At 37.1% G+C, this 25,813-nt stretch carries 21 protein-coding genes; 12 read left to right on the top strand and 9 right to left on the bottom strand.

The features are described from left to right. Positions 1-71 precede the first annotated feature (71 nt). Genes IC610_RS16245 through IC610_RS16235 form a run of 3 tightly spaced genes read right to left on the bottom strand, consistent with a single transcriptional unit; the run spans position 72 to position 2,482 of the window. Positions 72-458 carry a DUF423 domain-containing protein gene (locus tag IC610_RS16245; RefSeq protein ID WP_191737783.1) on the bottom strand — a complete coding sequence of 129 codons (387 nt, stop codon included), beginning with the start codon at positions 456-458 and terminating at the stop codon, positions 72-74. Positions 459-484: 26 nt separating this feature from the next. Beyond that, entirely contained in the window at positions 485-1,147 is a 663-nt protein-coding gene (locus tag IC610_RS16240; RefSeq protein WP_191737782.1) for a hypothetical protein, read from the bottom strand. Positions 1,148-1,150: 3 nt separating this feature from the next. Then, the gene (locus IC610_RS16235) at positions 1,151-2,482 is read right to left on the bottom strand and encodes a hydroxymethylglutaryl-CoA reductase, degradative (RefSeq protein WP_191737781.1); all 1,332 of its coding nucleotides are present in this window, start codon (positions 2,480-2,482) and stop codon (positions 1,151-1,153) included. 196 nt (positions 2,483-2,678) lie between these two features. Here IC610_RS16235 and IC610_RS16230 point away from each other — a divergent pair, with 196 nt between their 5' ends. The 9 genes from IC610_RS16230 (at position 2,679) to recA (ending at position 11,692) form a co-directional block, all read left to right on the top strand. Beyond that, positions 2,679-3,938: a putative DNA modification/repair radical SAM protein gene (locus IC610_RS16230; RefSeq protein WP_191737780.1), complete on the top strand. Its 1,260-nt coding sequence runs from the start codon at positions 2,679-2,681 to the stop codon at positions 3,936-3,938. Positions 3,939-4,061: 123 nt separating this feature from the next. Continuing rightward, entirely contained in the window at positions 4,062-4,343 is a 282-nt protein-coding gene (locus IC610_RS16225; RefSeq protein ID WP_191737779.1) for a type II toxin-antitoxin system RelE/ParE family toxin, read from the top strand. A 12-nt stretch (positions 4,344-4,355) separates the two neighbouring features. Further along, positions 4,356-4,667 carry a HigA family addiction module antitoxin gene (locus IC610_RS16220; RefSeq protein ID WP_191737778.1) on the top strand — a complete coding sequence of 104 codons (312 nt, stop codon included), beginning with the start codon at positions 4,356-4,358 and terminating at the stop codon, positions 4,665-4,667. A 107-nt stretch (positions 4,668-4,774) separates the two neighbouring features. After that, a complete protein-coding gene (locus IC610_RS16215; protein WP_191737777.1) occupies positions 4,775-5,533 on the top strand; it encodes a TIGR03915 family putative DNA repair protein in 759 nt (252 codons plus the stop codon). Positions 5,534-5,838: 305 nt separating this feature from the next. Beyond that, positions 5,839-6,825, top strand: a complete 987-nt coding sequence (gene pfkA, locus IC610_RS16210) for a 6-phosphofructokinase (RefSeq protein WP_056084307.1) — start codon at positions 5,839-5,841, stop codon at positions 6,823-6,825. 31 nt (positions 6,826-6,856) lie between these two features. Then, positions 6,857-7,867 carry a type I glyceraldehyde-3-phosphate dehydrogenase gene (gap, locus tag IC610_RS16205; RefSeq protein ID WP_056084305.1) on the top strand — a complete coding sequence of 337 codons (1,011 nt, stop codon included), beginning with the start codon at positions 6,857-6,859 and terminating at the stop codon, positions 7,865-7,867. A 305-nt stretch (positions 7,868-8,172) separates the two neighbouring features. After that, positions 8,173-8,946: a LuxR C-terminal-related transcriptional regulator gene (locus IC610_RS16200; RefSeq protein WP_191737776.1), complete on the top strand. Its 774-nt coding sequence runs from the start codon at positions 8,173-8,175 to the stop codon at positions 8,944-8,946. A 241-nt stretch (positions 8,947-9,187) separates the two neighbouring features. After that, positions 9,188-10,384 carry an oxygenase MpaB family protein gene (locus IC610_RS16195; RefSeq protein WP_191737775.1) on the top strand — a complete coding sequence of 399 codons (1,197 nt, stop codon included), beginning with the start codon at positions 9,188-9,190 and terminating at the stop codon, positions 10,382-10,384. Positions 10,385-10,684: 300 nt separating this feature from the next. Further along, on the top strand, positions 10,685-11,692 hold the full coding sequence (recA, locus tag IC610_RS16190) for a recombinase RecA (protein WP_056084295.1): 1,008 nt from the start codon (positions 10,685-10,687) through the stop codon (positions 11,690-11,692). 150 nt (positions 11,693-11,842) lie between these two features. On the opposite strand, the gene IC610_RS16185 is transcribed toward recA, so the two are convergent. The 3 genes from IC610_RS16185 to IC610_RS16175 all read right to left on the bottom strand — a co-directional run bounded on the left by IC610_RS16185 (position 11,843) and on the right by IC610_RS16175 (position 18,585). Then, a complete protein-coding gene (locus IC610_RS16185; RefSeq protein ID WP_191737774.1) occupies positions 11,843-12,415 on the bottom strand; it encodes a hypothetical protein in 573 nt (190 codons plus the stop codon). A gap of 121 nt (positions 12,416-12,536) precedes the next feature. Beyond that, entirely contained in the window at positions 12,537-17,549 is a 5,013-nt protein-coding gene (locus IC610_RS20195) for a beta strand repeat-containing protein (protein ID WP_191737773.1), read from the bottom strand. Positions 17,550-17,952: 403 nt separating this feature from the next. Further along, positions 17,953-18,585, bottom strand: coding sequence for a hypothetical protein (locus tag IC610_RS16175; RefSeq protein WP_191737772.1), 633 nt, complete (start codon positions 18,583-18,585; stop codon positions 17,953-17,955). Between the two features lie 418 nt (positions 18,586-19,003). On the opposite strand from IC610_RS16175, the gene htpG reads away from it, so the two are divergent. Next, positions 19,004-20,896 (top strand): molecular chaperone HtpG, encoded by a 1,893-nt coding sequence (gene htpG / locus IC610_RS16170; RefSeq protein ID WP_191737771.1) that lies wholly within the window; start codon positions 19,004-19,006, stop codon positions 20,894-20,896. 347 nt (positions 20,897-21,243) lie between these two features. On the opposite strand, the gene IC610_RS16165 is transcribed toward htpG, so the two are convergent. Next, positions 21,244-21,540, bottom strand: a complete 297-nt coding sequence (locus tag IC610_RS16165; RefSeq protein WP_191737770.1) for an MGMT family protein — start codon at positions 21,538-21,540, stop codon at positions 21,244-21,246. A 909-nt stretch (positions 21,541-22,449) separates the two neighbouring features. Here IC610_RS16165 and IC610_RS16160 point away from each other — a divergent pair. After that, entirely contained in the window at positions 22,450-23,241 is a 792-nt protein-coding gene (locus IC610_RS16160) for a glucose 1-dehydrogenase (RefSeq protein ID WP_191737769.1), read from the top strand. Positions 23,242-23,444: 203 nt separating this feature from the next. Continuing rightward, the gene (locus IC610_RS16155; RefSeq protein WP_185113747.1) at positions 23,445-23,591 is read left to right on the top strand and encodes a hypothetical protein; all 147 of its coding nucleotides are present in this window, start codon (positions 23,445-23,447) and stop codon (positions 23,589-23,591) included. A gap of 88 nt (positions 23,592-23,679) precedes the next feature. Here IC610_RS16155 and IC610_RS16150 read toward each other — a convergent pair whose 3' ends face one another. Together IC610_RS16150 and IC610_RS16145 are read right to left on the bottom strand one after the other, a co-directional pair. Further along, positions 23,680-24,768: an acyltransferase family protein gene (locus tag IC610_RS16150; RefSeq protein ID WP_228462953.1), complete on the bottom strand. Its 1,089-nt coding sequence runs from the start codon at positions 24,766-24,768 to the stop codon at positions 23,680-23,682. 64 nt (positions 24,769-24,832) lie between these two features. Beyond that, on the bottom strand, positions 24,833-25,804 hold the full coding sequence (locus IC610_RS16145) for a deoxyhypusine synthase family protein (protein ID WP_047444737.1): 972 nt from the start codon (positions 25,802-25,804) through the stop codon (positions 24,833-24,835). Positions 25,805-25,813 lie beyond the last annotated feature (9 nt).

Below are 25,813 nucleotides of genomic sequence, written 5' to 3'. Positions count from 1 at the left end.
CAGCATGACAACTTTAGTATTAATCGTTACCATTGACGTGTCAATCTGAGCCTGTCGAAGACTTTTTATATTTAAATTTTATTTTTCACAAAATAAAAAATAAGCATCAACCAAGCTAAAATCATAAACAATCCTCCAAGCGGAGTAATCGGACCTAAAAATTTTAGGTTTAGACCAAAATGATCCTGCAAGCTTAAGCCGTAAATGCTGAAAGAAAACAGCACTGTTCCTCCAATCATTAAAATAGAGATCCATTTCTGAGATGAGGTGTCAAATTTTAAAATATAACCGGCAATCAGCAGAAAGAAAGCGGCGTACATTTGATATCTTACTCCAGTTTCAAAACTTTCCAGTCTTTCAACAGATAAAATTTTCTTTAAAGCGTGTGCTCCGAAAGCGCCTAAAATCACGGATAACATTCCGAAAGCGGCTCCGAAGACGAGGGTAATTGTTTTCATTTTTAATTTTAAATTAATTTTATTGCTTATTCAAGTCCCATCAGAACAAGCGGCATGGTGTAGGTCTCTTTTACTGCCTTCCCATCGGATTCTTTCGGTTTAAAAACATCTGAAACCGAATAAAAACTCAGAAGAATAAACATTTTTATTTCTTCATCATTTGTTCCTGTAATTTTAGCTTCTTTTGTCTGACCATCTGTATCTAAAGTAAATGTCAGCCTGAGTCTTAAAGTAGTTTCTAAACTTTCGAAAAGCGGATGACCAGCCAACCTTTCGGATAATTTCCTGCGAAGCATATCCTGAGAAAACACCTCAGGAACCGGCAGCATTGTATTTTTTGGCGGCGTGTATTCCTTTTTATTTTCCAGCTCTACCTGCGCCAGCAGAACTTTTAACTTTTCAATCCTTATCGGTTTATTTTCATCCTGACACTCGAGATAAGAACTTTTCAAGGCATCAAACTGCTTTGAATATTCTTCTTCCTCAGTTTTAGAAAGTTTCCCGTCCTGTGATTTTGCAGCGATCTCTTTGTATTTTGCATCCAGCAAACCATAGTCTCTGCCACACTCATTTTTTACATCTGAATAAATCTTACCGACTTTTTCCCGTAAAGTAAACCTTGTATTTTGAGCGAATACTGTTGCAGAACTGAAAACCACAAAAGCAATCAGATATTTTTTGTAATTCATACTTTAGTTATTGGCTCTCAATTTCTCCAGTTCCGCAATCACCTCGTGATGACTCACCGTTTTATCTTTGAAATACGTCACAAAATGTTGCTTTTCCTGTTCCGTTGCTCCAAATTGATTTAAAATATTAAACAAGTGCATTTTCATATGACCTTTCTGAATTCCTGTAGTCACCAAAGACCTTAACGCTCCAAAATTCTGAGCCAAACCTGAAACCGCCAGAATGCTCATCAGTTCCTGAGCAGACGGTTTTCCAAGTAAAGCTAAAGAGAATTTAACCAGAGGATGAAGATTCGTTAAGCCTCCCACAACGCCAACAGAAATCGGAAGATCAATCCAAAATCTGAAAATTCCATTATCGATTGTGCAGTGTGTGAGTGAAGAATATCTTCCGTCTTTTGCAGCATAGGCATGAGCACATGCCTCCGTCGCTCTGAAATCATTTCCGGTGGCAATCACTACAGCGTCTACCCCATTCATAATTCCTTTATTATGCGTCGTTGCACGAAAAGGTTCGATCTCAGCAATCGTCACTGCCTGTTTAAATTTCCTTGCAAATTCTTCGTTCGAAATTCCGCTGTCGTCTTTTAAATCTTCAATTTTGCATGAAACTTCCGCTCTCACAATGCAATCGGGAGTGAAATTGGAAAGAATATTCATCACCACCTGCAGAGAGTTTTTTTCTTCCTGAGAAAAATCTTCGCTCACTGCGATTTCCTGTTTTAAAGTTTTGCCAAACTGTTCCAGACACGAATTGATAAAATTCGCACCCATAGAATCTACTGTGTCAAAACTTGCTTTCAACTGATAATAATTCGGCATTTCAGCAGTTTTATCAATCAGTTTTATTTCTAAAATTCCACCGCCACGGTTTCGCATGTTTGCTGTGATGTCTTCGGTAGCCTCAAAAAGTTTTTTCTTTAAATTAAAATTAAAAAAATGCTGAAGCTTATGAGATTCCACATCGATGATGAAATGAGTGTGACCTAATTTTTCGGTGTTGATAATTGTAGTTTTAAAACCACCTTTATCAATCCAGAACTTTGCTGCCTTGGAAGCTGCTGCTACAACTGAACTCTCTTCAACTGCCATCGGAAGGGCAAACAATTTCCCGTCGATCAGAAAGTTTGGAGCAATTCCGTAGGGCATGTAGAAATTGGAAATCGTATTTTCGGAAAACTCATCATGAAGTTTCTGAAGATCCGCATTTTCGTTCCAGTATTGATTGAGTATATTTTGATAATCGGTATTTCCTTCAAGATATTCGCTGACAAGCCAATCGATTTTCCCTTGCTTTGTCAGTTTAGAAAAACCTTCAACGGGTTTATGATTCATAGTGTAAAATTTCAATTATTAAAAACGACAATCGTTCGTTTACGATTTCACGCATAAATTAATGACCGTAAATATAGTAAATTTGTTAGTCCCAAATGTGGATAAGTTGCTTTAAAAAAGAGTGACATTTCTCAATTTCGGACTTAGTTTTGTACACAGAACTGCAATTTTTAATCTGATTTTAAAGTAAACCTAAATGAATTTTGACCGCCTTAAAGAAAAACTGGAAATCCTTGCCGATGCTGCGAAATATGACGTATCATGTTCATCCAGTGGCGGTTCCAGAAAAAATAAAAAAGGTGCTTTGGGCGACAGTTCAGCAAGTGGAATCTGTCATACCTATACCGAAGACGGGCGGTGTGTTTCTCTTTTGAAAGTACTCTTAACCAATCACTGCATTTATGATTGTGCTTACTGTGTTTCGCGAAGTTCAAATGATATTAAAAGAGCCGCATTTACGGTAGAAGAAGTAGTGGATCTGACTATTAATTTCTACCGTAGAAATTATATTGAAGGTTTATTTTTAAGTTCAGGTATTTTCAAAAATGCCGACACCACAATGGAAAGATTAGTGCGTGTGGCTAAAAAACTTAGGCTTGAGGAAAATTTTAACGGATACATTCACTTAAAATCAATTCCGGGGGCGAGTGATATTTTGATGCAGGAGGCGGCTTTGTATGCAGACCGACTTTCCATCAATATTGAAATCCCCACCGAAAGTGGTCTGAAATTGTTAGCTCCGGAGAAAAACCGCGCTGATATGCTCAGTCCAATGAAATATATTCAAGGTGGAATTTCCCAATATAAAGAAGAGAAGAAGATTTTCAGAAAAGTTCCGAAGTTCGCTCCGGCAGGCCAGTCTACCCAGATGATTGTCGGCGCAACCAATGAAAACGATTTGCAGATCATCAAAGTTGCGGATCATTTCTATAAAAATTACAGTTTAAAAAGAGTTTATTATTCAGGATATGTTCCTGTTTTGGAGGACAATAGATTGCCGGCATTGACGACGGCAGTTCCGATGCTTCGGGAAAACCGTCTGTATCAGTCGGATTGGCTGATGCGGTTTTATGGTTTTAAAGCTGATGAAATTTTAGATCCACATATGCCGTTTCTGGATTTGGAAGTTGATCCCAAATTAAGCTGGGCTTTAAGACATTTGGATCAATTTCCGGTCAATCTTCAGTCTGCAGATTATCAGATGATTCTCAGAATTCCGGGAATTGGGGTGAAAACGGCAAAGAAAATTGTTTCAGCAAGACGTTTTCAGGTGTTGACGATTGAAAATTTGCAGAAATTAGGTGCCGCGGTAAACCGTGCGAAATATTTTATTGATTTTAATGCAGGAAATGTTTTTCTGAGACATTTGACCGATTTAAATTTGAAAAAACTTTTGGTGAGCGGAAGTACTTCAAAATTTCAGGATCAGTTTTCGCAGCAGTTGACGCTTTTCTAAATGTAATCACAAATTACACGACTTTTTACGAATTCCATAAATAGCATCAGCAAAAGTTTCAACCAATAGAAAATCCAAAAATGAAAAATTTTACTTATCTTTGACGTTAGTAACGCAAAAGGTATGATCGTTAATTTTGGAAATAAAGAAACTGAAAAGGTTTGGACAGGAGTTGTTTCCAAAAAACTTCCACGGGAAATTCAGGAAGTAGCAAGAAGAAAACTCAGAATGATTAACAACTCGATTGATATTAATGATTTAAGAATCCCACCTGCCAACCGTCTTGAAAAGTTAAAAGGAGACTTAAAAGAATTCTACAGTATTAGAATTAACAATCAATGGAGGATTATTTTTAATTGGGAAAGCGGAAATGCGTTTAACGTTGAAATTATTGATTATCATTAGAACGTAAAGAAAATGGAAAAATTAAAAAATATAACACCTGGAGAAATTTTATTGGAAGAGTTTCTAATTCCTCTTGAGATATCACAATACAGATTATCCAAAGATTTAGAAATTCCCCAAACCAGGATCTCCGAAATAGTGAAAGGCAACCGAAGAATTTCTGCTGATACCGCGGTGAGATTAAGTGCGTATTTCGGAAATTCTGCAAAGTTTTGGTTAGGACTTCAGGACGATTATGACATTGAAAATGAAATGTCTGAAAAATCAAATGAAGTAAAAAGAATTCAAAGAATAAGAAAAAATAATGACGAAAAGGTCGCCTGAGATTTTACAGTATTCTTTGAGGAATCGGAAATTCAAATAAAAATGAATTTTATATTGTTTTAAATAATTTTCAAATTATCTCATTTCCAAATTTTCAAATTAAAAAAATGACCACCCTCCTCTACGACGGCAGCTTCGACGGACTTTTCACGGCAATATTCGAGGTTTTTGAATATAAGTATAAAGAGGTGGAAATTGTGAGCAGAGAAAGATTTCATCAGGAGAATATTTTTGCCGAAATTCATGAAGTGATCACTCAGGAAACAAAATCAGAACGAGTTTTAAATAAATTAGAAGAAAACATCGGGAAGTCAGGGATTCATGAACTTGTAAAAGTTTTTTTGTCGGAAGAACCGGATTTAGAGCAAATTATTCTGTCCGCGGTAAAACAGTCGATTCAATATCCGAAAGAAAATATTCTGCAGAATTATGCAGATCCTGATATTTTAAGGATCGCTAAAATCTGTAAATCTGTAAGTCGCGAACGACATCGGATGACGGCTTTCGTTCGGTTTGAAAAAATGCAGGATGAAGTTTTTTTCGCCAAAATTGATCCGGATTTTAATGTACTTCCTTTGATCAGAAAACATTTTAATGACCGTTATCAGGATCAGAAATGGATGATCTACGATTTGCGGAGAAACTACGGTCTTCTATACGATCTGGAAACCTGCGATTTTTTTTATCCCGATGAGAAAATCGATTTAAAAAAGTATCAGGAGAAGTTTCATGATGAAGAAAACCAGTATCAAAAGCTGTGGCAGCGGTATTTTTTCAAAACCAATATTGTGGAAAGGAAAAATTTAAAACTGCATCTTCAGCACGTTCCGAGGAGGTACTGGAAATATTTGACAGAAAAGTGGTGATTTTTCCCGCGAATTTCCGCAGATTTATTTTTAAATAGTGGATTATACCGCAGATTTTTGCAGATCTTTTATTAAAATATTTAAAAAAAAATAATTCAGCTACGAAGAAATCAAATTTGCACAACCTTGTCAGTAAATCAAACCTTTACCATATTCTTTTTGTACTTGTACCCTGCACCTGGCTCTTTTTACTTTAAACTTGGTTCTTCAAAAAAAGCAGGATACTAAAGGATGAAAAGTATTGTGAAGATACTGCCGTTATCTGAACTTGTTTTTGTAAATTTGTTTTCGAAATTTTTTATTAAATGAAAGAAAGTGCTGTAAAAAAAATTGCAGTTTTAACCTCAGGAGGAGATTCTCCGGGGATGAACGCAGCATTAAGAGCGGTTGTAAGAACTGCAAATTATTATAACATCGAATGTTACGGAGTGAGAGAAGGCTACAATGGTCTTATCCACGATGATTTCCTGAAAATGGGTCCCCGTTCCGTAAAAAATATAATCAACCAGGGTGGAACTATTTTAAAATCTGCCCGTTCCAAAGAGTTTATGACCAAAGAAGGTCGCCAGAAAGCCTATGACAATTGCGTAAAACACGGAATTGAGGCTTTGGTGTGCATCGGCGGAGACGGAACTTTCACAGGAGCAAAAATTTTCAACGAAGAATTCGGAATCAGAACCATCGGCGTACCGGGAACGATCGACAATGACATTTTCGGCACAGACAACACAATTGGTTACGATACAGCGTTAAATACTGCAATGGATGCGATTGATAAAATCCGTGATACGGCAACTTCCCACAACAGGGTTTTCTTTGTGGAAGTGATGGGCCGTGATGCTGGATTTATTGCATTAAACAGTGGTTTGGCAACCGGAGCTCTGGACATCTTAATTCCTGAGAAAAAAGACAGTATCGAAGATCTGTTTGCAAATTTCAGAAAAGCGGAGAAAACAGGAAAATCTTCAAGTATCGTGGTGGTGGCAGAAGGCGAAGAGCTGGCAAACATTTATGAACTTTCTGAGAAAACAAAAAAAGAATTCCCGGAATATGACATCCGTGTTGCGATTTTGGGACACATCCAGAGAGGTGGCTCGCCAAGCTGTGCAGACAGGGTTTTGGCAAGCAGACTCGGTTTCGGTGCGGTAGTAGGTTTAATGGAAGGCCAAACCAACGTAATGGCAGGAATGCGTTCTAATGACATCGTTTATACACCGATCGAAGAAGCCATCAAAAAGCACAACGAAATCAACAAAGATCTTCTGCTGATCTCAGAAATTTTAGCAATCTAATATTATATAATTTAAATAAATCAAAACAATTATGTCAACAATCAAAGTAGGTATTAACGGGTTTGGTAGAATCGGTCGTCTTGTTTTCAGAGCAATGACTGAAAGAGACAACATCGAAGTCGTTGGTATCAATGACCTTATTAACGCAGAATACATGGCTTACATGTTAAAGTATGATTCTGTACACGGTATTTTCCCTGGAGAAGTTTCTGTAGATGGAAACGATCTTGTAGTAAACGGTAAAAAAATCAGAGTTACTGCAGAAAAAGATCCAACTAATCTTAAGTGGGACGAAATCGGTGCTGATTATGTAGTAGAATCAACTGGTTTATTTTTAGATAAAGAAAGTGCTGCAAAACACATTACTGCCGGTGCAAAAAAGGTAATTCTTTCTGCTCCTTCAAAAGACGATACGCCAATGTTCGTAATGGGTGTAAACCACAACGAACTTACAGACGACGTAAAAATCTTATCAAACGCTTCCTGTACTACAAACTGTTTAGCTCCTTTGGCTAAAGTAATTCACGATAACTTCGGAATCGTAGAAGGTTTGATGACTACAGTACACGCTACAACAGCTACTCAGAAAACGGTTGATGGTCCTTCAATGAAAGACTGGAGAGGCGGTAGAGCTGCATTAAACAACATCATCCCTTCTTCTACAGGTGCTGCAAAAGCAGTAGGAAAAGTAATTCCTTCTTTGAACGGAAAACTGACAGGTATGTCTTTCAGAGTACCAACTGTTGACGTTTCTGTAGTAGATTTAACAGTAAGACTTGAAAAAGGTGCTTCTTACGAAGAAATCTGTGCTGTAATTAAAGCGGCTTCTGAAGGCGAACTGAAAGGTATTCTTGGTTACACTGAAGACGCTGTTGTTTCTCAGGATTTCATCGGTGATAAGAGAACTTCAATCTTCGATAAAGATGCGGGTATTTCACTTTCTCCAAACTTTGTAAAGCTTGTTTCTTGGTACGACAACGAAATGGGTTACTCAAACAAGTTGGTAGATATGTTGATCCATGCTGCTTCTTTAACTAAATAAAAAGCAATCGCTTATAATAAATGAAACCTTCCGCTTTTGGAAGGTTTTTTTTGTGCATAAAAAAAACCACTGATCTTTATACAGTGGCTGCTTTAAGGATTTTTTTCTTTTTTTTCATCACCGGTGCTTTTACCTTCCCGCATTTAAAGTTTTACTGGATAATAAAACTTTAAAATAACTTCATTTTGTAAATGAGTTTTCATGATTATTGTTAATGCAAAAATTGCAAATTATTTAACATAAAAAAATACCCCTTTTGGGGTATTTTTAACAAATTTTAAGTATTTTCGTTTTAAATCTTAAGAATGGGAAATCCCGAAGACAAACATTTGCTTTCACAGATCTGGGAAAGATTTGCCGCAGAAGATAAATCTCAAGCGCTACCAAAGCCTTTTATAGAAAAAATAATAGGCGAAATGTTCACTATTGGAAATTATTACTATTATGTAATTAATCTCGCAGATTCATCAATTTCAAATCAACACAAAAACATTCTTAAAATCCATGGTCTTTCAGATTATCCCAAGCACCTCAGCGAGATCTTCAGTCTCATTCATCCGGACGACATCCCATTTGTGTTGAAGGCCGAGCATGCAGTGGTAGAAAAAATAAAACAGATCGGAACTGAACATCAGCTGTTCTTAAAACCCAGCTACTGTTTCAGAATGAAAACAAAAAAAGGAAAATATGAATTATTTCATCATCAGGCGGTTCATACCATGATGGACGAAAACCACCGTTTATTTCAGTCTGTTAATATTCATACCAATATTCAGCACATCACACCTCAAAATCCTTATACTGTTTTGATCACAGGGATTAGTCCGCGCAAAGATTTCCATCAGTTCACTGTACAGCCGACAGATGAGAAAAAAAACTCAGATCAGCCAAATCTTACCAAGAGAGAAATTGAAATTTTAATTTTAATTGCCAAAGGATATTCAGGAAAAGAAATTTCAGACCAGCTGATTCTTTCCGAGCACACCATCCGTAGCCACCGCAAAAACATCTTAAAAAAAACAAATTCCCGAAACAGCAAAGAACTCATCCGAAAAGCGTTTGAATGGGGACTGGTTTGATGGGTAATGAATAATGATTGATAATTGATAATTGATAATTGATAATTGATAATTGATAATTGATAAATAAATATTTAATTAATAATCCCAAGTCAAATCTCAAATCTCAAATCCCGAATCCCATACCCCGAATTTCAAATCTCAAATCTCAAATTTCAAATTTCAAATCAACTGACAAATCTCAAATCAACTGACAAATCTCACAGCGGCTTTTATTTAAAATTCCTTAACTTTATCCTTAATGGAAAAGCAGATTTTACAGCCAAGATTTAAGGATTCTCAACATTTTAAAGACTTTTGGACTACAGGCAACGGAAAGCAACTGATTGATCTTTCCGGAGCTGAAGTGAGTTTTGATCATTTTGAAAAGTTTTCAAAATACTTTTATCATGTGGATGAAATTGGGGATGAAGTTGTACGTGAAGTGTACTTCAGAAAAAGCTATCCCGAAGCATCAAGAGAAATTGAGGGATACATCCGAAATGGCGTTTCAGAAAATGATGACGTTCCGGAAAGCGTAAAAAGACTGTTTAACCAAACCCAAACTATTCCAGACTGGCTTGATTTAAATCTGATAAGAAGCGGCGCCGAGCTCTGCATGCGCTGCAATCTCGATTCCTTGATTTCGCTCAGAGATTACTGCCTGATCGGCGGCTACGATTATGCTTACCTCAACAAACCCCTGATCGTTACCGAAGCTCTGAAAAAAGGTGCAGTAAAAAGACTTTCAGAAACTTTGGATTTTTGGGTAAATGTTACGCGATACGACGCTCTGGAAGTTCACAAAAAAGGTTACGAGTTTGCCATTAAAACAAGACTCATCCATTCCTACGCGAGACTTTCCATCAGAAAACATTACAAAAACTGGGATACCGAAAACTGGGGCGAACCCATCAATTCATGGGATATGATGGCAACCTACATTGGATTCAGTCTGGTATTTATGCACAGTCTGAAAAAATTGGGAAACACAATTTCTGAAGAGGAAGAGAAAGGGCATTTTCATCTTTGGAAATATGTCGGTTATTTACTGGGAATTCCTGAAGAACTCCTCCCCGACAACAAAAAACAGGCAACAGAATATTTTTATTTGTGGACTTCTGTACAGCCTTCATCGGATAAAGATTCGGTTTTGCTTGCTCACTCGTTATTAAATGAATCTCTGGAAAATCCGATTTTAAAATATGAATTTCAGAGAAAAAATCTGAGGTATCTGCACATCTGCTGCACATGGTATCTACTGGGTTATGATGTCTGCAAAAGACTGCAGATTCCGGATGTTCCGTTGAAAAAAGGCTTTCCGGTGACGAAAAAAATCATCAATACAATTTATGATTCCACAGTAAGCCGTGACGCGAGAATTAAAAAAGGAAATAAGGATCAAATGAAAGTTTTGACGGATTATTTAAGAGTAACTCAGAATTCGAATTTTCATTGATTTTTTCAGGAGCTGATCCCGCTTTCTGCTGTATCTTTTTCGCCAGCGCTTTTTTGCAAGCCATTTCAGAAAAAGGATGCCGCGCCAATCGGGGCTAAAAACAAAAGCATTTTCATCTTCACTAAATTACCCATTCAAACGAAGACATTACATACTGAGTAATTCTGCAATCAAAATTTACATCTTTATTGACGAATAAAACTTTATCATTTTTTAACGTTAAAAACAATTTTCACAAACAAAATATATTAGCTTTTAATCTTAAAATTCCGTAATTTTGATAAATTATTTTAATACAATATGAGCAACATAGATGATAAGAAAAAAGCACTTGCGCTGGTGCTTGATAAACTAGATAAAACATACGGAAAAGGAACTGTAATGACTTTGGGAGACAGTGCAATTGACACTAACATCGAAGTTATTCCTTCCGGATCTTTAGGATTAGACATCGCTTTGGGCGTTGGCGGATATCCGAGAGGAAGAATTATTGAAATCTACGGTCCTGAATCTTCAGGTAAAACAACTTTAACTTTACACGCCATCGCAGAAGCTCAAAAGGCTGGCGGAATTGCAGCATTTATCGATGCCGAGCACGCTTTCGACAGAGGTTATGCAGGTAAACTGGGAATCGATCTTGAAAACCTGATTATTTCTCAGCCAGACAACGGTGAACAGGCATTGGAAATTGCCGATAACCTGATCCGTTCAGGCGCAATTGACATCGTAGTAATTGACTCGGTAGCAGCATTGACTCCAAAAGCAGAGATCGAAGGTGAAATGGGAGATTCTAAAATGGGTCTTCACGCAAGATTGATGTCTCAGGCTTTAAGAAAACTGACGGCAACCATTTCAAGAACAAAATGTACCGTAATTTTCATCAACCAGTTGAGAGAAAAAATCGGTGTAATGTTCGGAAATCCTGAAACAACTACAGGTGGTAACGCTTTGAAATTCTACGCTTCGGTAAGAGTAGACATCAGAAAAGCATCTGCACCAATTAAAAACGGTGATGAAGCTGTCGGTAGCCGTGTGAAAGTGAAAATTGTGAAAAACAAAGTAGCTCCACCTTTCAAAATGGCTGAATTTGACATTATGTATGGAGAAGGTGTTTCTAAAACCGGTGAAATCCTGGATACTGCAGTAGATATGGGAATTGTGAAGAAAAGCGGTTCTTGGTTCAGTTACGGTGAAACCAAACTTGGTCAGGGTCGTGATGCAGTAAGAGATTTACTGAAAGACAATCCTGAACTGGCAGAAGAGCTTGAAAACAAAGTAAAAGAAGAAATCATCAACAAAAAGAACTAATTTCTTTGATTGAAAATACAAAGACAGCTGATAGGCTGTCTTTTTTTGGTTAAATCTGAAATAAGCAGTTGATTTCCCACATCTAATTTAATCGTATAAAAAACCGCTCCTTTCAGAAGCGGTTTTAAAATTTAGGTTAAATCCAATTTATTACGGTTTCCAAAATGCCCATTTCTGACCATTGAAAACAATCAGACGATGTTTAGTAGAATCAGTTGGATGTTGTAAAAACGCCATCTTTCCCGGTGAAGGATTTGGAATGGATGTAAAATTTGACACGACTGGTAAAACCATAGCTTTGGTAGGAGAATCCAAAACAAGAACACCATCGGTGGTGGTAGTCTCATCACCAATCACCACTTTTGATCCAGACTGATCTGCCAGAGGTGAAGCTTGCGGTGGTTTCACTACCGCTTCAACAGCAGATGAATACCCTGACTGAACGCTCAGATCTTTCCAGCCTGCATTTTCGTTCTTTACTTTTATTTTATATTCCGTATTTGCTGAAACATCAAAAATAATAGTTCCACCTTTTGCTGTATTGATACCCGTAGGCACCGTTTCTACGTAAGGAAGAATAATCCCCTTATTGTTATCTGTTCCGAATTCCAGTAAAACGGAAGTATTAGTCACATTTCCCACTGAATTAGTCGCCCCAATTCTCACCTGCGAAAAAGCAAGTGCGGAAATAGTAAGTGATAATATAATTGCTGTTTTATACATGTTTTTTTTATTTAAAACCTTCAGGGCTTTTTAAACCCTAAAGATTGATTTAAACTAATAATAATCCGAACTTTATTTAAATTTTTCAAGTGCTTAAATATTTAAATCTAAATATTTCGGCTTAAGGACAACCCTGTGTACTGAAACATTTCCAGCCTTCACCAGCTCCCGCCCCTGTATAGATTTTCAGACATCCTGCCCCTGCATTTTCATCCGTATCAAATACCATCATTCCAACAACAGGGACTGTGATCGTAGTTTCAGGACTGCTGTTTCTGGTCACAACGAAACCTTTGGTTTTTGATTCTAACGCCGTGTAAGCTGAATTTCTGACCATAGGCCAGTCACTTGCAGAAACCGGTGCTGATACATTGATCTTGCCGGCTCTTCCAAGTAAAGTGATACCATGCTTCACAGGATAGGTTGCTCCGGCTACCAATGTGGGATCTTCGTAACAGACAGTTTGTATTGTCAGCTTTCCATCCTCCACTTCTCCTCCAAAAACAGAACCAGTAGGCAATGTGATATCAGCTGCATTTTTTGCAATTCTTAATCGGTAATAAGTATCTCCTGCCGTTAATCCTGATAATCCCGTCCAGGTCAATGAAGCACTTGTAGCACCGTTAGGAACAGTGACTGTTGCAGATTCAGATGAATCAAAAATTCCGTTTTTATTAAAATCTATCCAGCCTCTAAGAGTTGCGTTACCTCCAGTATTATTGACTACAGGAACAGCAGTTGTGTAAGAAGTCGAATTGATAAACAATGTTGTTATTGAGATGCTGTTTTCATCATTGACATTACTCAAATCATCACCGTTTGCGTTTACGTTCGGAATTCCGTCAGTTTCTAAATCAACTGTACTTCCGATCATCAGTGACGAAGTATTGGTTGTCGCATCATATTGAGAAGCGGTATGCCTTGGTCCATCCGATGCAAGGAATGTTTTATAAGTATCTGGTGCATCTCCAAAATCTGAAACCGCAAAAGGATTAACTGGAAATGCGCAACTTGCTAAATCTCCACCACCTCCAGCAGGCGATATTGTGCCAATAGCCGAAATAGTAAAGTCGTCATTCATTCTGAATAAGGTGGTAACATTGGTAATATACAGTTGTCCTGTCGGACTGAAAGCAATACCGTTAGGACTGCTTCCAATGTCCTGTTTTACGATTTGCTCTAAAACCAAGGGTGTTGACCCCATACTGGTGGTTGGAACCGTACTTTTAGCTCTGAAAACATAAGCTGTTGGGCTGGCTCCCTGCCCAGCCAAAATCCATAAATCTCCGTTACCGTCCATAGCAATATCTCCACCGGCATAGCTGCCGAGAAGTGAGTTTAGACTGACTCCGTTCTGATCTACATAAGTACTGGTTATGGTCGTCCATGTATTATTTGCAATGCTGTAATACTTTAAAATATTACCATTTGTGATAGCGTAATAACCTGCACCATCAGTCGTCACCGTACCTCTATAAATAATTCCCGTTGTTCCTGCTAAAGTTTCATACAAATTTGTTGCGGGGTCATAGCTTACAAAAGTGTTATTTCCAGGGGCAGTAGCCTGAATCTGAACATAATAGAATTTTTTGGTGAGATTGCTGTATCCCATCGCATTTGCACCATTTGCCGAACTTGCAGGTGTCTGTGGATAAGGTGTTGTGTTTACAACGGTTCCAAGAGCCCCTGAGGTAGCAGGATCGGTAAATGCTCTGATTTCTCCTGTAGCTCCTGCTAAGCTGTAGATTTTTCCTATACAGTCAAAAGCGTTGACTGTAATTGTCACCACATTAGAAGTTGATGTACAGCCACCAACACTGGTAATTATGGCTCTGTAATATCTTGTTGCAGTTAATGTTCCTGGTGCATAAGTTGCTGCTGTAGCACTCGGGATATTATTAAATGTCACATTATCTGTAGAAACCTGCCATTGAATTACTCCAGAGCTACCTGTAAGCGTTAATGCAGCAGGCGAACTTCCGGAAATAATGCTTTGATTTGAACCTGCGGTACCTGCATTTAATACCGGATTGGCCGTTTGAGAAGTTCCTATAGCCTGACCAGTTCCTGCAATTGTTGGTACACCATAGCTTTCTGATGTCACACTCGTGTTAACAGTGTTACCTAAATTCTGAATTACAGGCAAATTGTAAGCCCCACTTGTTGCACCGGTATTTCCTCCCGGTATTGCAGAATTAACTAAGTTGGCAGGTGTAATAGTTGTAGAGCTTCCTTCAATAGCATCAGGACAGCCGTCATTATCTGCATCAAGATCTAAGCGATCAGGAATTGTATCGCCATCAGTATCTTTATCTGCACAAGCTGACTGCTGAGCCACAAATGCCCAGAAATTAGCAAAAACTCTGTCGTTATTTGATGTTATAGCACTCCCGGAAGTTACACTTCCAATGGTTGTAAGAATATCAACATCAGCAATCATGATATCGTTGTAAGCACCATCTACATAAATTACCGCTCTGTTATTACCATCAACCGCAAGCGGAGAAATACTGCATACTGAATTGATACTTGAGAAATGAGCCTGGAAAGATCCTCCCTGTGTAAATGAATTAACATTACCGAAAGGTCCATTGAATATAGAAGTTTGACCTCCCAATGCAGTTGGTACATTTGGATTCAGGTTCGCTGCTGTGATGCCAGCACCCCAAGGTATGGTTTGAAATTGAGTTGCCACTACAATATTTTTAAGAGAATCATCAGACCAGTCTTTAATTGCATCAAATTCTGCTGTTGTAAGATAAGAGGTTGTAAGATCATTGATTCCACCTAAAAATATTACATTAAGATTTAATGAATTAATAAGCGTCTTTGTAATTGGAGCAGTTCCCATATTCACTAATACAAAAGTTGTATTTACAATTCCTGATGGTCCAAAATTAGCAGCATTTGTGAGTTTCAGAGCACCTGAGCCATTCATATAAGCACCATCAAAAGTATATCCATTGTCAGTATCCAAATCTCTTGCATTAGGAATATATCCTATTCTAATTGTTTGGCCGGTAAGTGCACAACTATTCTCATTGAGATCAAGAATACCGTCATTATCATCATCAAGATCACAAGCATCAGGAATACTATCCCCATCTGTATCTAAACATTCTGTAATTGTAGAAATTTGAGAAAAGCCTATTCCCTGTCCAACATCGCCTCCAGTATCAGCAGCTCCTAATAAATTAACCAAATTAGGGACACCGTTAGCATCTACACCACCTGTAATTCTTCCGTTTCCATCAACATTTCCTGCAGTGACGTTTTCATCACCTTCGATAGCATCAAAACAGTTATCACCATCAGAATCTACATCTAAATGATTAGGTACTCCATCAGAATCTGTACTGAAGGTACACGTTATAGGCTTTGGATTTGCTGATGGCTCGTACGCCAATAAATTATAGACTGCTGTAATTTCCTGAATATTTGCAGTTCCCAACGTTCCATCAGTTAAGTTACCCGCTGCTACGGTTCCTACATATCTTATCTCGTAAAAACGGTAAGATGTTGTAGAAGTTACTGCAAACGTAACAGTGGCCGAATTTAAAGCAACACCTGTTGCTGCAGAAATTGCGGTAAAATTCACCCCGTCATTCGACCCAAATAATCTACCGAATCTGTTTGCAGGTGCCATCCCACTCGCTGCCTGATTGACGCTTAATGAAGTCAAACGAATCATAGCTGGGTATGAGATTGTAAAAATAGGACTTCCCGATGTAATTGTTTGCCCCGTAAAATTAAATGGATTTACATCCGAAGAATTTCCATTAAACAATGTAGAAATGGTTTCTCCAACTAAAGGATCTCCCATAGCTCCTTCAAACGGTGAAGTTACATTTTCAATAATTGAAGCCTCAGTGCTTGAATAAAAACATGGTGGACTTTCTACTGCATCGAGAATACCGTCATTATCATCATCCCAATCGGTGTAATCATTATAAGGATCACCATCAGTATTTGGCGATACTCTGAATTTCACCTCAATATTGCTTGCCTGATTTATTAATATACCAATATCCGGGTCGGTATCAACCAATTTATAATAATAGGTATAAATTCCTGGAAGCACATCGGCAGGTATTGTAAGAGTTCCATTATTATTTATAATTGCATTGGAAGGAGTCCAAAGTTCATAGTCATATTTTGCAGTAATTGTAGATATATCTGTAATGATAAGACCATTATAGCTGTCGTTTGCAAAAATTGAAGGAAGTGTGCCTCCAACACCTGCCGTAATCGATATGCTGGTAAAATCATTATTTCTACCACAAATAGGAGCAAAAACCATAATCTCTTTAGTAGGAGAATAGCAATTGGCTACCGAGTCGAAAAATGAAGCATAATATTTAGTTGTACCTGTTAATGCAATTGTTGAGGCAATTTTGTTAGCAGTAGTAGCAGGTGTTCCCGTGTGCCAGGTTAAAGTAACAGTAGCAGGAGTCGGTTTATTATTTGATGAGATTGTACTTAAATTGGCTGTTGTAGATCCGCAGGGAATTCTGTAAGCCGAATTTGTAGCATCATAAAATCCGCCAGCAATCAGGAAAGGAGCAGCAGTGCCCGCCTGACATGCCAGTACGGTAAGGCTTGCTGTTGCTGTTGTACAAAAACTGGTTTGACCAGTAGGCGAACATATTCTATAAGTTAAAGTATAGGAACCCGGTGTAGCATTTGCAGGAATATTGATCGTTCCATTTGCATTAATGGTAGCTCCTGTTAAACCACCGAGATTGGTTAAAGAAACATCTGTATTGGCAGAAGACGAAGCTACTCCGGTTGAAGAAAAATCATTTGCAAAAACTGATGCTGTTGTCGAGCCACCTTGCGATACATTGCCCAGAGCATCATTTTGAGCACAGATTGAAACTCCGGCAATATTTGCTATTGTATATGCTCCTCCATCTTCAATATCGTAGTATTCAATGCGAACACTTGAAACATATTGATTATTAAATCTAATAGAAACCCTTCCTCTTGATTCATTTGCACTAGTAGATGATGATGCTGGAGAAGAAAATTGGTTTACTCCGTTAAAACTAATTACAGAAGAAGCATAGAGAGTGTAGTTAGATGAGCCAAAAGTTACAGGACTACCATTTTGATCAAAGGCAAAAACCCTCACGACATCACCATTATCAACATCATTAATATCAAAATTTAAATTATAAATTGGATTCGAAAAAGTTAAATTCTGTTTTAAATGATTTGCATCGGAAATCCCTCCGTTTACACTGTGGTCGGTGTAAATACCGAGAGCTGTCTGATGATTGGTGGTAATCTCACTGGTATAAGTAAAAGGTGCACCCGCATAAGAATAAGATATACCAAGTTTGGAACTTCCTATTCTATAGTTATTTGAATTGATGTGTGTGACGGCATTAGCTTGAGTGCTAAGAAATGATATACCTGTCGGACACTACGCAGAAAAAAACTGCGATATGAGTACAAAAACCAATAGTAATTGCACTTTAAAAAATTGTTTTAAAATCATATTTTTAGTTTAAAGTTTGAAATGCATTAAAAAATCAAACTCTAAAAGGTGGAGGGCGTGTGTAAAATGCTGATGAAAATATATGAGCATTAAAGAATTGCGCTGTGAGAATCCTTGTCTTTTCTAAGGAAAAGTTTCTTACTGAGAGCGACTGATGCTCTGCAATTCCTAATACTTTGTACGAATGTTCCGTGGGAAGATTAAGCGTTTTATGTGTATGTTTAACCCCGGTGAACTGATCCGGATTATCAATTGGCTTGTAATGAACTGTACTTTTCTTCAGAGGAAGAACTTGATTCCGGTTTGATGGTTTTTCTTTGAAAGCTAAAGCAGTTTTTAAAACTTTTTTCTTAATAACAACCTGTGCATTATTCTTCTTCTCAACCTTAAAAACAACAGATTCGCCTGAACTGACTAAATATCCTTCCCCGTTTACAGAAATAACAGCAGAAGAATTCTCTCCCTTTTCAGTAATTTTAATGTTTGAGCAGATCTGCTCCCGGTTTACAATCGTAGCACCACCTTCTACATAAATTTGTGCTTGTGCAAATGAATTTGCACAAAAAATAATAAATACTGTTGTAAATGCACGACGCCAAAATCCAGATTTTAAAATTAAATCCAGTAAAGATACCACATTGTTAATATGTTTCTTGACCCTCTGCAACTGTGTTTTTATTCTGCAAAAGTAGCACAATATTTAAGATAAAATTAATCCTATAACAAAAACAGTTGCTTAAATTTCTTAAATTCTCATAAATAAATGAACAATTATCACCCAAAACACCGATTAATAAACATTTTTTCAACATGAAACAAAGACAGAAAAAAAAGTCAAAAAATATCAGCAGGCCAATTAAAATTGACATTAAAAAGCTGATTTCATAAAAATTACCCCCTATTCTGTGATAAAAAAAATAATTCACAGTACACTAACAACATTTTGATTGATTAAATGGAAAAACAATAAATGTAAATCATTCATGATGACTTAATCAATTTTAAATCAATTAAGACAATCTGTCACTTTCCGTTCAATGGTATTTCTTTTGAGAATTGATAATCAAATTTAAAAATCCAAAAAAATGACAAAAGGAAATATCAATGTTTCGGTGGAAAATATTTTTCCATTGATCAAAAAGTTTTTGTACAGCGATCACGAAATATTTTTAAGAGAATTAATTTCAAATGCAACTGATGCAACTTTAAAATTAAAACATCTTACCAACATCGGCGAAGCCAAAGTAGATTACGGAAATCCGAAAATCGAGGTGAAAATCGATAAGGAAAACAAAAAACTTCATATCATCGACCAGGGATTGGGAATGACTGGCGAGGAAATTGAAAAATACATCAACCAGGTAGCATTCTCCGGAGCTGAAGAGTTTTTAGATAAATACAAAGATTCCGCAAAAGATTCAGGAATTATCGGACACTTTGGTTTGGGTTTCTATTCGGCTTTCATGGTTGCGGAAAAAGTGGAAATTATCTCCAAATCTTATAAAGACGAGCCAGCAGTTCACTGGACTTGCGACGGAAGTCCGGAATTTACCTTAGAAGAAACCACAGCAAAAACCGACAGAGGAACAGAGATCATTCTTCACATCGCAGAAGATTCTACAGAATTTTTGGAAGAAAACAGAATCCGTGAGTTGCTGACGAAATACAATAAATTCATGCCTGTTCCTATCAAATTCGGAACAAAAACTGAGACACTTCCTTTACCTGAAGGCGCTGCCGAAGATGCCGTTGCCGAAACGGTTGAGGTAGACAACATCGTAAACAACCCGACTCCGGCATGGACAAAATCTCCAAGTGAGTTGAAAGATGAAGATTATAAATCTTTCTACCACGAACTGTATCCGATGCAGTTTGAGGAGCCTTTATTTAATATTCATTTGAATGTTGATTATCCTTTCAATTTAACAGGAGTTTTGTACTTCCCGAAACTGGCGAATAATTTAAACATCGAAAAAGATAAAATCCAACTCTACCAAAATCAGGTTTTCGTAACCGATGAGGTAAAAGGAATTGTTCCTGACTTCTTGATGTTGCTTCGTGGAGTGATCGATTCTCCGGATATCCCGTTGAATGTTTCGCGTTCTTACTTACAGGCAGACGGTGCTGTGAAGAAAATTTCTTCTTACATCACGAAAAAAGTAGCCGACAAAATGGTTTCTCTGATCAATGAAAACCGCGAAGATTACGACAAAAAATGGAATGACATTAAAATCGTGATTGAATATGGAATGATTTCCGAAGATAAATTTTTCGAAAAATCTGACAAATTTGCACTCTACCCGACTACCGACGGAAAATATTTCCTTTGGAATGAGTTAGAGGAAAAAATTAAACTTAATCAAACCGACAAAGAAGGTAATTTAGTGATTCTTTATGCGACAAACGCCGATGAACAGCACTCTTATATTCAGTCTGCGAAAGATAAAGGTTACGAAGTTATTCTTTTAGATTCACCCATTGTTCCGCATCTGATTCAGAAACTGGAAACTTCAAAAGAGAAAATTTCCTTCGCAAGAGTTGATGCAGATCACGTGAATAATCTGATTAAAAAAGACGAACCTGCAATTTCTAAATTAAACGAAACTGAAAAGGAAACGCTGAAGAAGAATGTTGAAGAGTCGATTAATGATAAGAAATTTACGGTTCAGTTAGAAGATTTAGACAGCACTGACGCTCCGTTTACCATTACCCAACCGGAATTTATGCGTCGTATGAAAGATATGCAGGCAACCGGCGGTGGCGGTATGTTCGGTATGGGCGGTTTCCCTGAAATGTACAACTTGGTCGTAAACTCGAACAGCGAATTTGCAACTAAAATTTTAGCAAATGAAAATGCTGACGAGAAAAGTACACAGATTAAATACGCTTTAGATTTGGCAAAACTATCTCAGAATTTACTGAAAGGAAAAGAGCTTACCGACTTCATCCAGAGAAGCTATAAGCAGTTGGAGAAATAGTTTTTCTACAAAACCTTCAGGGTTTTAAATAAATAGATGAGCGGCGGAGTTTTTAACTTCGCCGTTTTTTTTGCTGAAAACTTATTTATCGAAGATTACTCTTACTCATTACATATTACTCATGATCAGGAGCTATTTCCCGCTATCCGCTATATCTTTTTTGCTTTAGAAATTGTTTTATCAGTAGAAAATCTCCGAAAAAGCAAAAAAGGATGTCGCTGCTATCGGGGCTAGGGAACTCGTATTACAAACAACATAATGCTCAAATCGACAACAGATTACGTCCAGAAATCCTAATATTTAAAAAAAATAACGTTAAAAGCAAATCGTAATCCGCTATAAGCCAACTAAAGTTCTTCTAAAGGATTCCAAAACAACTCTTTGAAATTTTTAATTTTAAAATTCTTCACCTCAATTCCTTCTGCTTCAAGTCGTTCCTGAAATTCCGGAACCGACAAAGTTCCCGAGCTCGAAATTACCCGATGCGCCGGCACATCTTTCGGGCAGTCACCCATTGCTTTACCAACGTGTCGGGAATGATTTGGAAAACCAACAGCTTTTGCAATCGCGCCATAAGAAGAAACTCTGCCTTTGGGAATCAGTTTTGAAATTTCCCAGACCTGTTGTTTGAAAAGTTCGTTCATTGGATTTTTTTAAAATATAAATTTATGAAAAATCACTTTACCTCTGCTCCTGCAAATTTTTGAGAAGATGTAGCTTTTTCTTGGTAATAAGATTTTTTTCAAGGGTTCATAAATTCCAAACAAACCAACAAGGTTGATTTGACCAGAAGAATTAAAGTTTTTAGATAGATGATTGCTCCAGAGGCGCGATATCTGTGTAGACAATAAATTGTTTACAATCGAATGCAGGGCGCTATGTAGGAGCGTTATTTATTCCACACCACATAATTTTAATGATATCTTCTTCTTTTACCTTTTCTTTTTCTCTTTACAAAGAATTATCTGAAATCCAATATAAATTAAATTCATGTACTAAGGAATACTTTCAATTATTTTGCTCCAGAGGAGCATTATCTGTGTAGAAAACAAATTTTGCAATAAATGGGCGTGCGCTTCGTAGGAGCGCTATCTCTTCCACGCCAAATACTCCACTTTTTTTCTCCAATACATGCAGAAAACCGCTCTCTACCCGACTTGATTTCAGCTTTTTTGTGCGGAGGTAAGACAAACGAAAAGAGAGCAATCATGAGAAAGCAAGGGTTTCATCAAAATTATGAACGCAATTCTAAACTGCTAAAAAATATTCTTGAAAATGAAGTATTTTAAATAAATCCAAAAATCATTTCTTACTCAGCTGTATCTGTTTTTTGCAGCAAATTTCTTAATGTTTTCTAAAGAGTCTTTTTTTTCCTAAAGATTAATGTCAAGTTTATATTCGCAACTATATTAATCCTAACAAGGTTTAGAGGCATTAAAATTGAAAAAAATCCACATGAGCTTTCCTGTTGAATTTAACAAAATATTACCATACATCAATACCATATAGGCATCATTGTTGTAAATTGAAGCATTAAATAAAAAAATATAATTATGTCAAATTTTAAAGGAAAAGCAGTGATCGTGACCGGTGCTGCAATGGGATTAGGATTGGCCGCAGCAGATGCATTAGCCTCTAAAGGTGCTGATCTTACATTAGTAGATTTTAACGGCGAAGCTTTAGAGAAAGCAAAAGCAGATTTACAGTCAAAATATCCGGAAAGTAAATTCCTGACTGTGACAGCCGATGTTTCGGTCGAAGAAAATGTAAAAAATTATGTCGATCAAACCGTCAAGGAGTTCGGAAAAGTAGACGGATTATATAACAACGCAGGTATAGAAGGAAAGCAAGCTCCACTAATCGATTATGATATTGAAGTTTTCAAAAAAGTAATCGACATCAATCTTTTGGGTGTTTACTACGGAATGAAATATGTAATCCCTGAAATGCAGAAAAACGGCAGCGGAAGAATCGTGAATGTAGCATCTGTAGGCGGAATCAGAGGTGTTTTAAATCAGACAGCTTATGTTGCCACCAAACATGCTGTTGCCGGAATGACCAAAAATGCAGCTTTGGAATATGGCAAGGATAATATTTTAACTAACGCCATTGCTCCGGGAGCGATTTTAACGCCGATGGTTGCAGAAGCATTCAATCAGGTAAATCCTGCAGATCCGAAAGCGGCAGAAAAAGAATACGCATCAAGAAATCCTACCAGAAGATTAGGAGATCCAAAAGATGTCGGGAATTTGGTTGCATATCTCTTAAGTGATGAAAACGGATATGTTTCAGGACAGGTGATTGCCATTGACGGCGGAGAATCGAATATGTACGGAAACCCTTAATCATGGGTAATGAGTGATGAGTAATCAGTAATCAATTGTTGAGGATATTATGTATCCGATATAATTATAAAATTGTCTTCACTTTTGAGGACAATTTTTGTTTGCAGATAACTCAAACTTCCAGCTTCCATCGCCCAGCTTCCAGCTTCCCAAAAAATGCACAGTTTTTGATTTTATTTAATCAATCTCAAAAGTTTTTACCAATGAAAAAGTCTGTTTTTAAATTTTTAAATAATATCAACAAGAAAATTTTACCGAAACTGAGTGATAAAGATCCAACCAAACTGACTAAATTTCAGAAAGGAATTTTGGCTTACAGATATTTTGTTCTGATCAACTCTATGGATTAATATTTTTAAAGAAATCAAACAGCTTTTAAAAGCTGGTTCCATTTAAATTAATTTAAAATCAAAAAAAATCTCCGTGCTTCTTAAAATATTAAATCTTAGCAATACCCTTTCTACAAAGCTCGTACAGAGGTTTCTCTATTAAAAGATAAATGATAATGGAACAGATCCAAAGTAAAACGAAATTGCGGTCGGGAAGATAAATGAAAGATTTCAGTTTCATGTTGAAATAGCTGAGATGAATCAGATAAAAAACAAACGAAGCATTTCCCAGGAGAACAAAGAATTTTGTGGAAAGAACTTTTGAGATCCATGTTTTTTCACTCATTAAACCCCAAAAGAAAATAACAATTCCAATAGGCAAAAACAATTCATGTATTAACCTTCCTTCCCACCGTTCGACACCGTGTACGAAATTGTTTCTGGCGAAAAATCTGATGGCGAAAATCAATATTAAAATGGCAAGTCCACCCCAAAGTGTTGGTTTTTTAATCTTATGTAAAAATTTAATTCCGCTTTCTTTTTTCATTAAATAAGCAAGCAACATTCCGAAGAAAAACTCTGAACTTCGTCCGAAGAACGTGCTTCCAACCATAAATTTTAAGGGAAACAGAAAGCCATTCAGATTTCCGTTTAATTCTTTAAGACCATAACCAATTCCCCATCCCAAAAGGAAAAACCCGATTAGAAACAGAATACAATATCGCCAGCTCTTTTTTAAAAGTAAAAACAATAACGGCGACAATAAATAAAAGAAGAATTCTACAGTCAATGACCAAGCCTGAACAATTCCCGAAACCGAATATTTTTCAAACAAAGAATAAAAAAGGGAATATTGAAGAAAGTAGGTTTTTACATCTTTAGAATAAGAAGTATCGAGAAAAAAAGCACTCAGCAAAATCCAGTACAGTGGAAAAATTCTTGCGATCCGCAGGAGAATATATTTTAAATATGATTTTCCAGAGTCCAATGGTTTCTCTTCATAACGATATGCTAGTAAAAATCCACTCAGCACAAAAAATACGGTAACACCAACATGCCATTCGCTGATGAAACGCATCATTTCAAACGGAAGATCATTGCGCCAGTATTTCCGGTTATGATAGACAAATACCATAATCGCAGCAACAGCACGCATTCCTGTCAGAGCATCAAATTTATTTTTCTGAAGAGTTTCCAAGGTCTGAAAATAACAAAAGGCTTATTGCTAAGCCTTTCAAATATAATTAAATTTAGTTCTGAAATTAATTTTCCAAAATGTAAGAGAACATCAATGGAGCACAGATCGTAGCATCACTTTCAACGATAAATTTCGGTGTGGTGATATCCAGTTTTCCCCATGTAATTTTCTCGTTCGGAACTGCCCCAGAATATGAACCGTAAGAAGTCGTTGAATCTGAAATCTGGCAGAAATATGACCAGAACGGAATGTCGTGCATTTCCATATCCTGATACAACATCGGCACTACACAAATCGGGAAATCACCGGCAATACCTCCACCAATCTGGAAGAAACCAACACCTTTTCCAGCTGAATTTTTTGTGTACCAGTCTGCCAAATACGTCATGTATTCGATACCGGATTTCATCGTCGTAGCCGTCAGTTCACCTTTGATACAGTAAGAAGCGAAAATATTACCCATGGTAGAATCTTCCCATCCCGGTACAACAATCGGCAGGTTTTTCTCAGCCGCAGCGATCATCCATGAATTTTCTCTCGGAATTTCGTAATACTGCTCCAAAACTCCTGACAGAATCATTTTGTACATAAATTCATGTGGAAAATATCTCTCACCTTTTGCTTCAGCATCTTTCCAGATTTCTACGATGTGCTTCTGCAATCTTCTGAAGGCTTCTTCTTCAGGAATACAGGTATCTGTAACTCTGTTTAAGCCTCTTTCCAAAAGATCCCACTCATCCTGAGCCGTCAAATCTCTGTAATGAGGAACTCTTTCGTAGTGAGAATGCGCCACCAAATTCATCAGATCTTCTTCAAGATTTGCTCCTGTACAGGAAATAAAATCAACTTTATCCTGACGGATCATTTCAGCTAAAATCTTTCCCAATTCAGCCGTAGACATTGCTCCAGCCAAAGTAATCATCATTTTTCCACCTTCTTTCAGGTGGGCAACGTACCCTTTAGATGCGTCTACCAAAGCTGCTGCATTGAAGTGCAGATAATATTTTTCTATAAATTCCGTGATCGGCTTACTCATTATTTTTTA

The sequence above is a fragment of the Chryseobacterium caseinilyticum genome (assembly GCF_014837145.1).
GTDB lineage: Bacteria > Bacteroidota > Bacteroidia > Flavobacteriales > Weeksellaceae > Chryseobacterium > Chryseobacterium caseinilyticum.
Note: the sequence above shows the minus strand (reverse complement) of the source record. Positions and strands in the feature narration are given on the sequence as shown.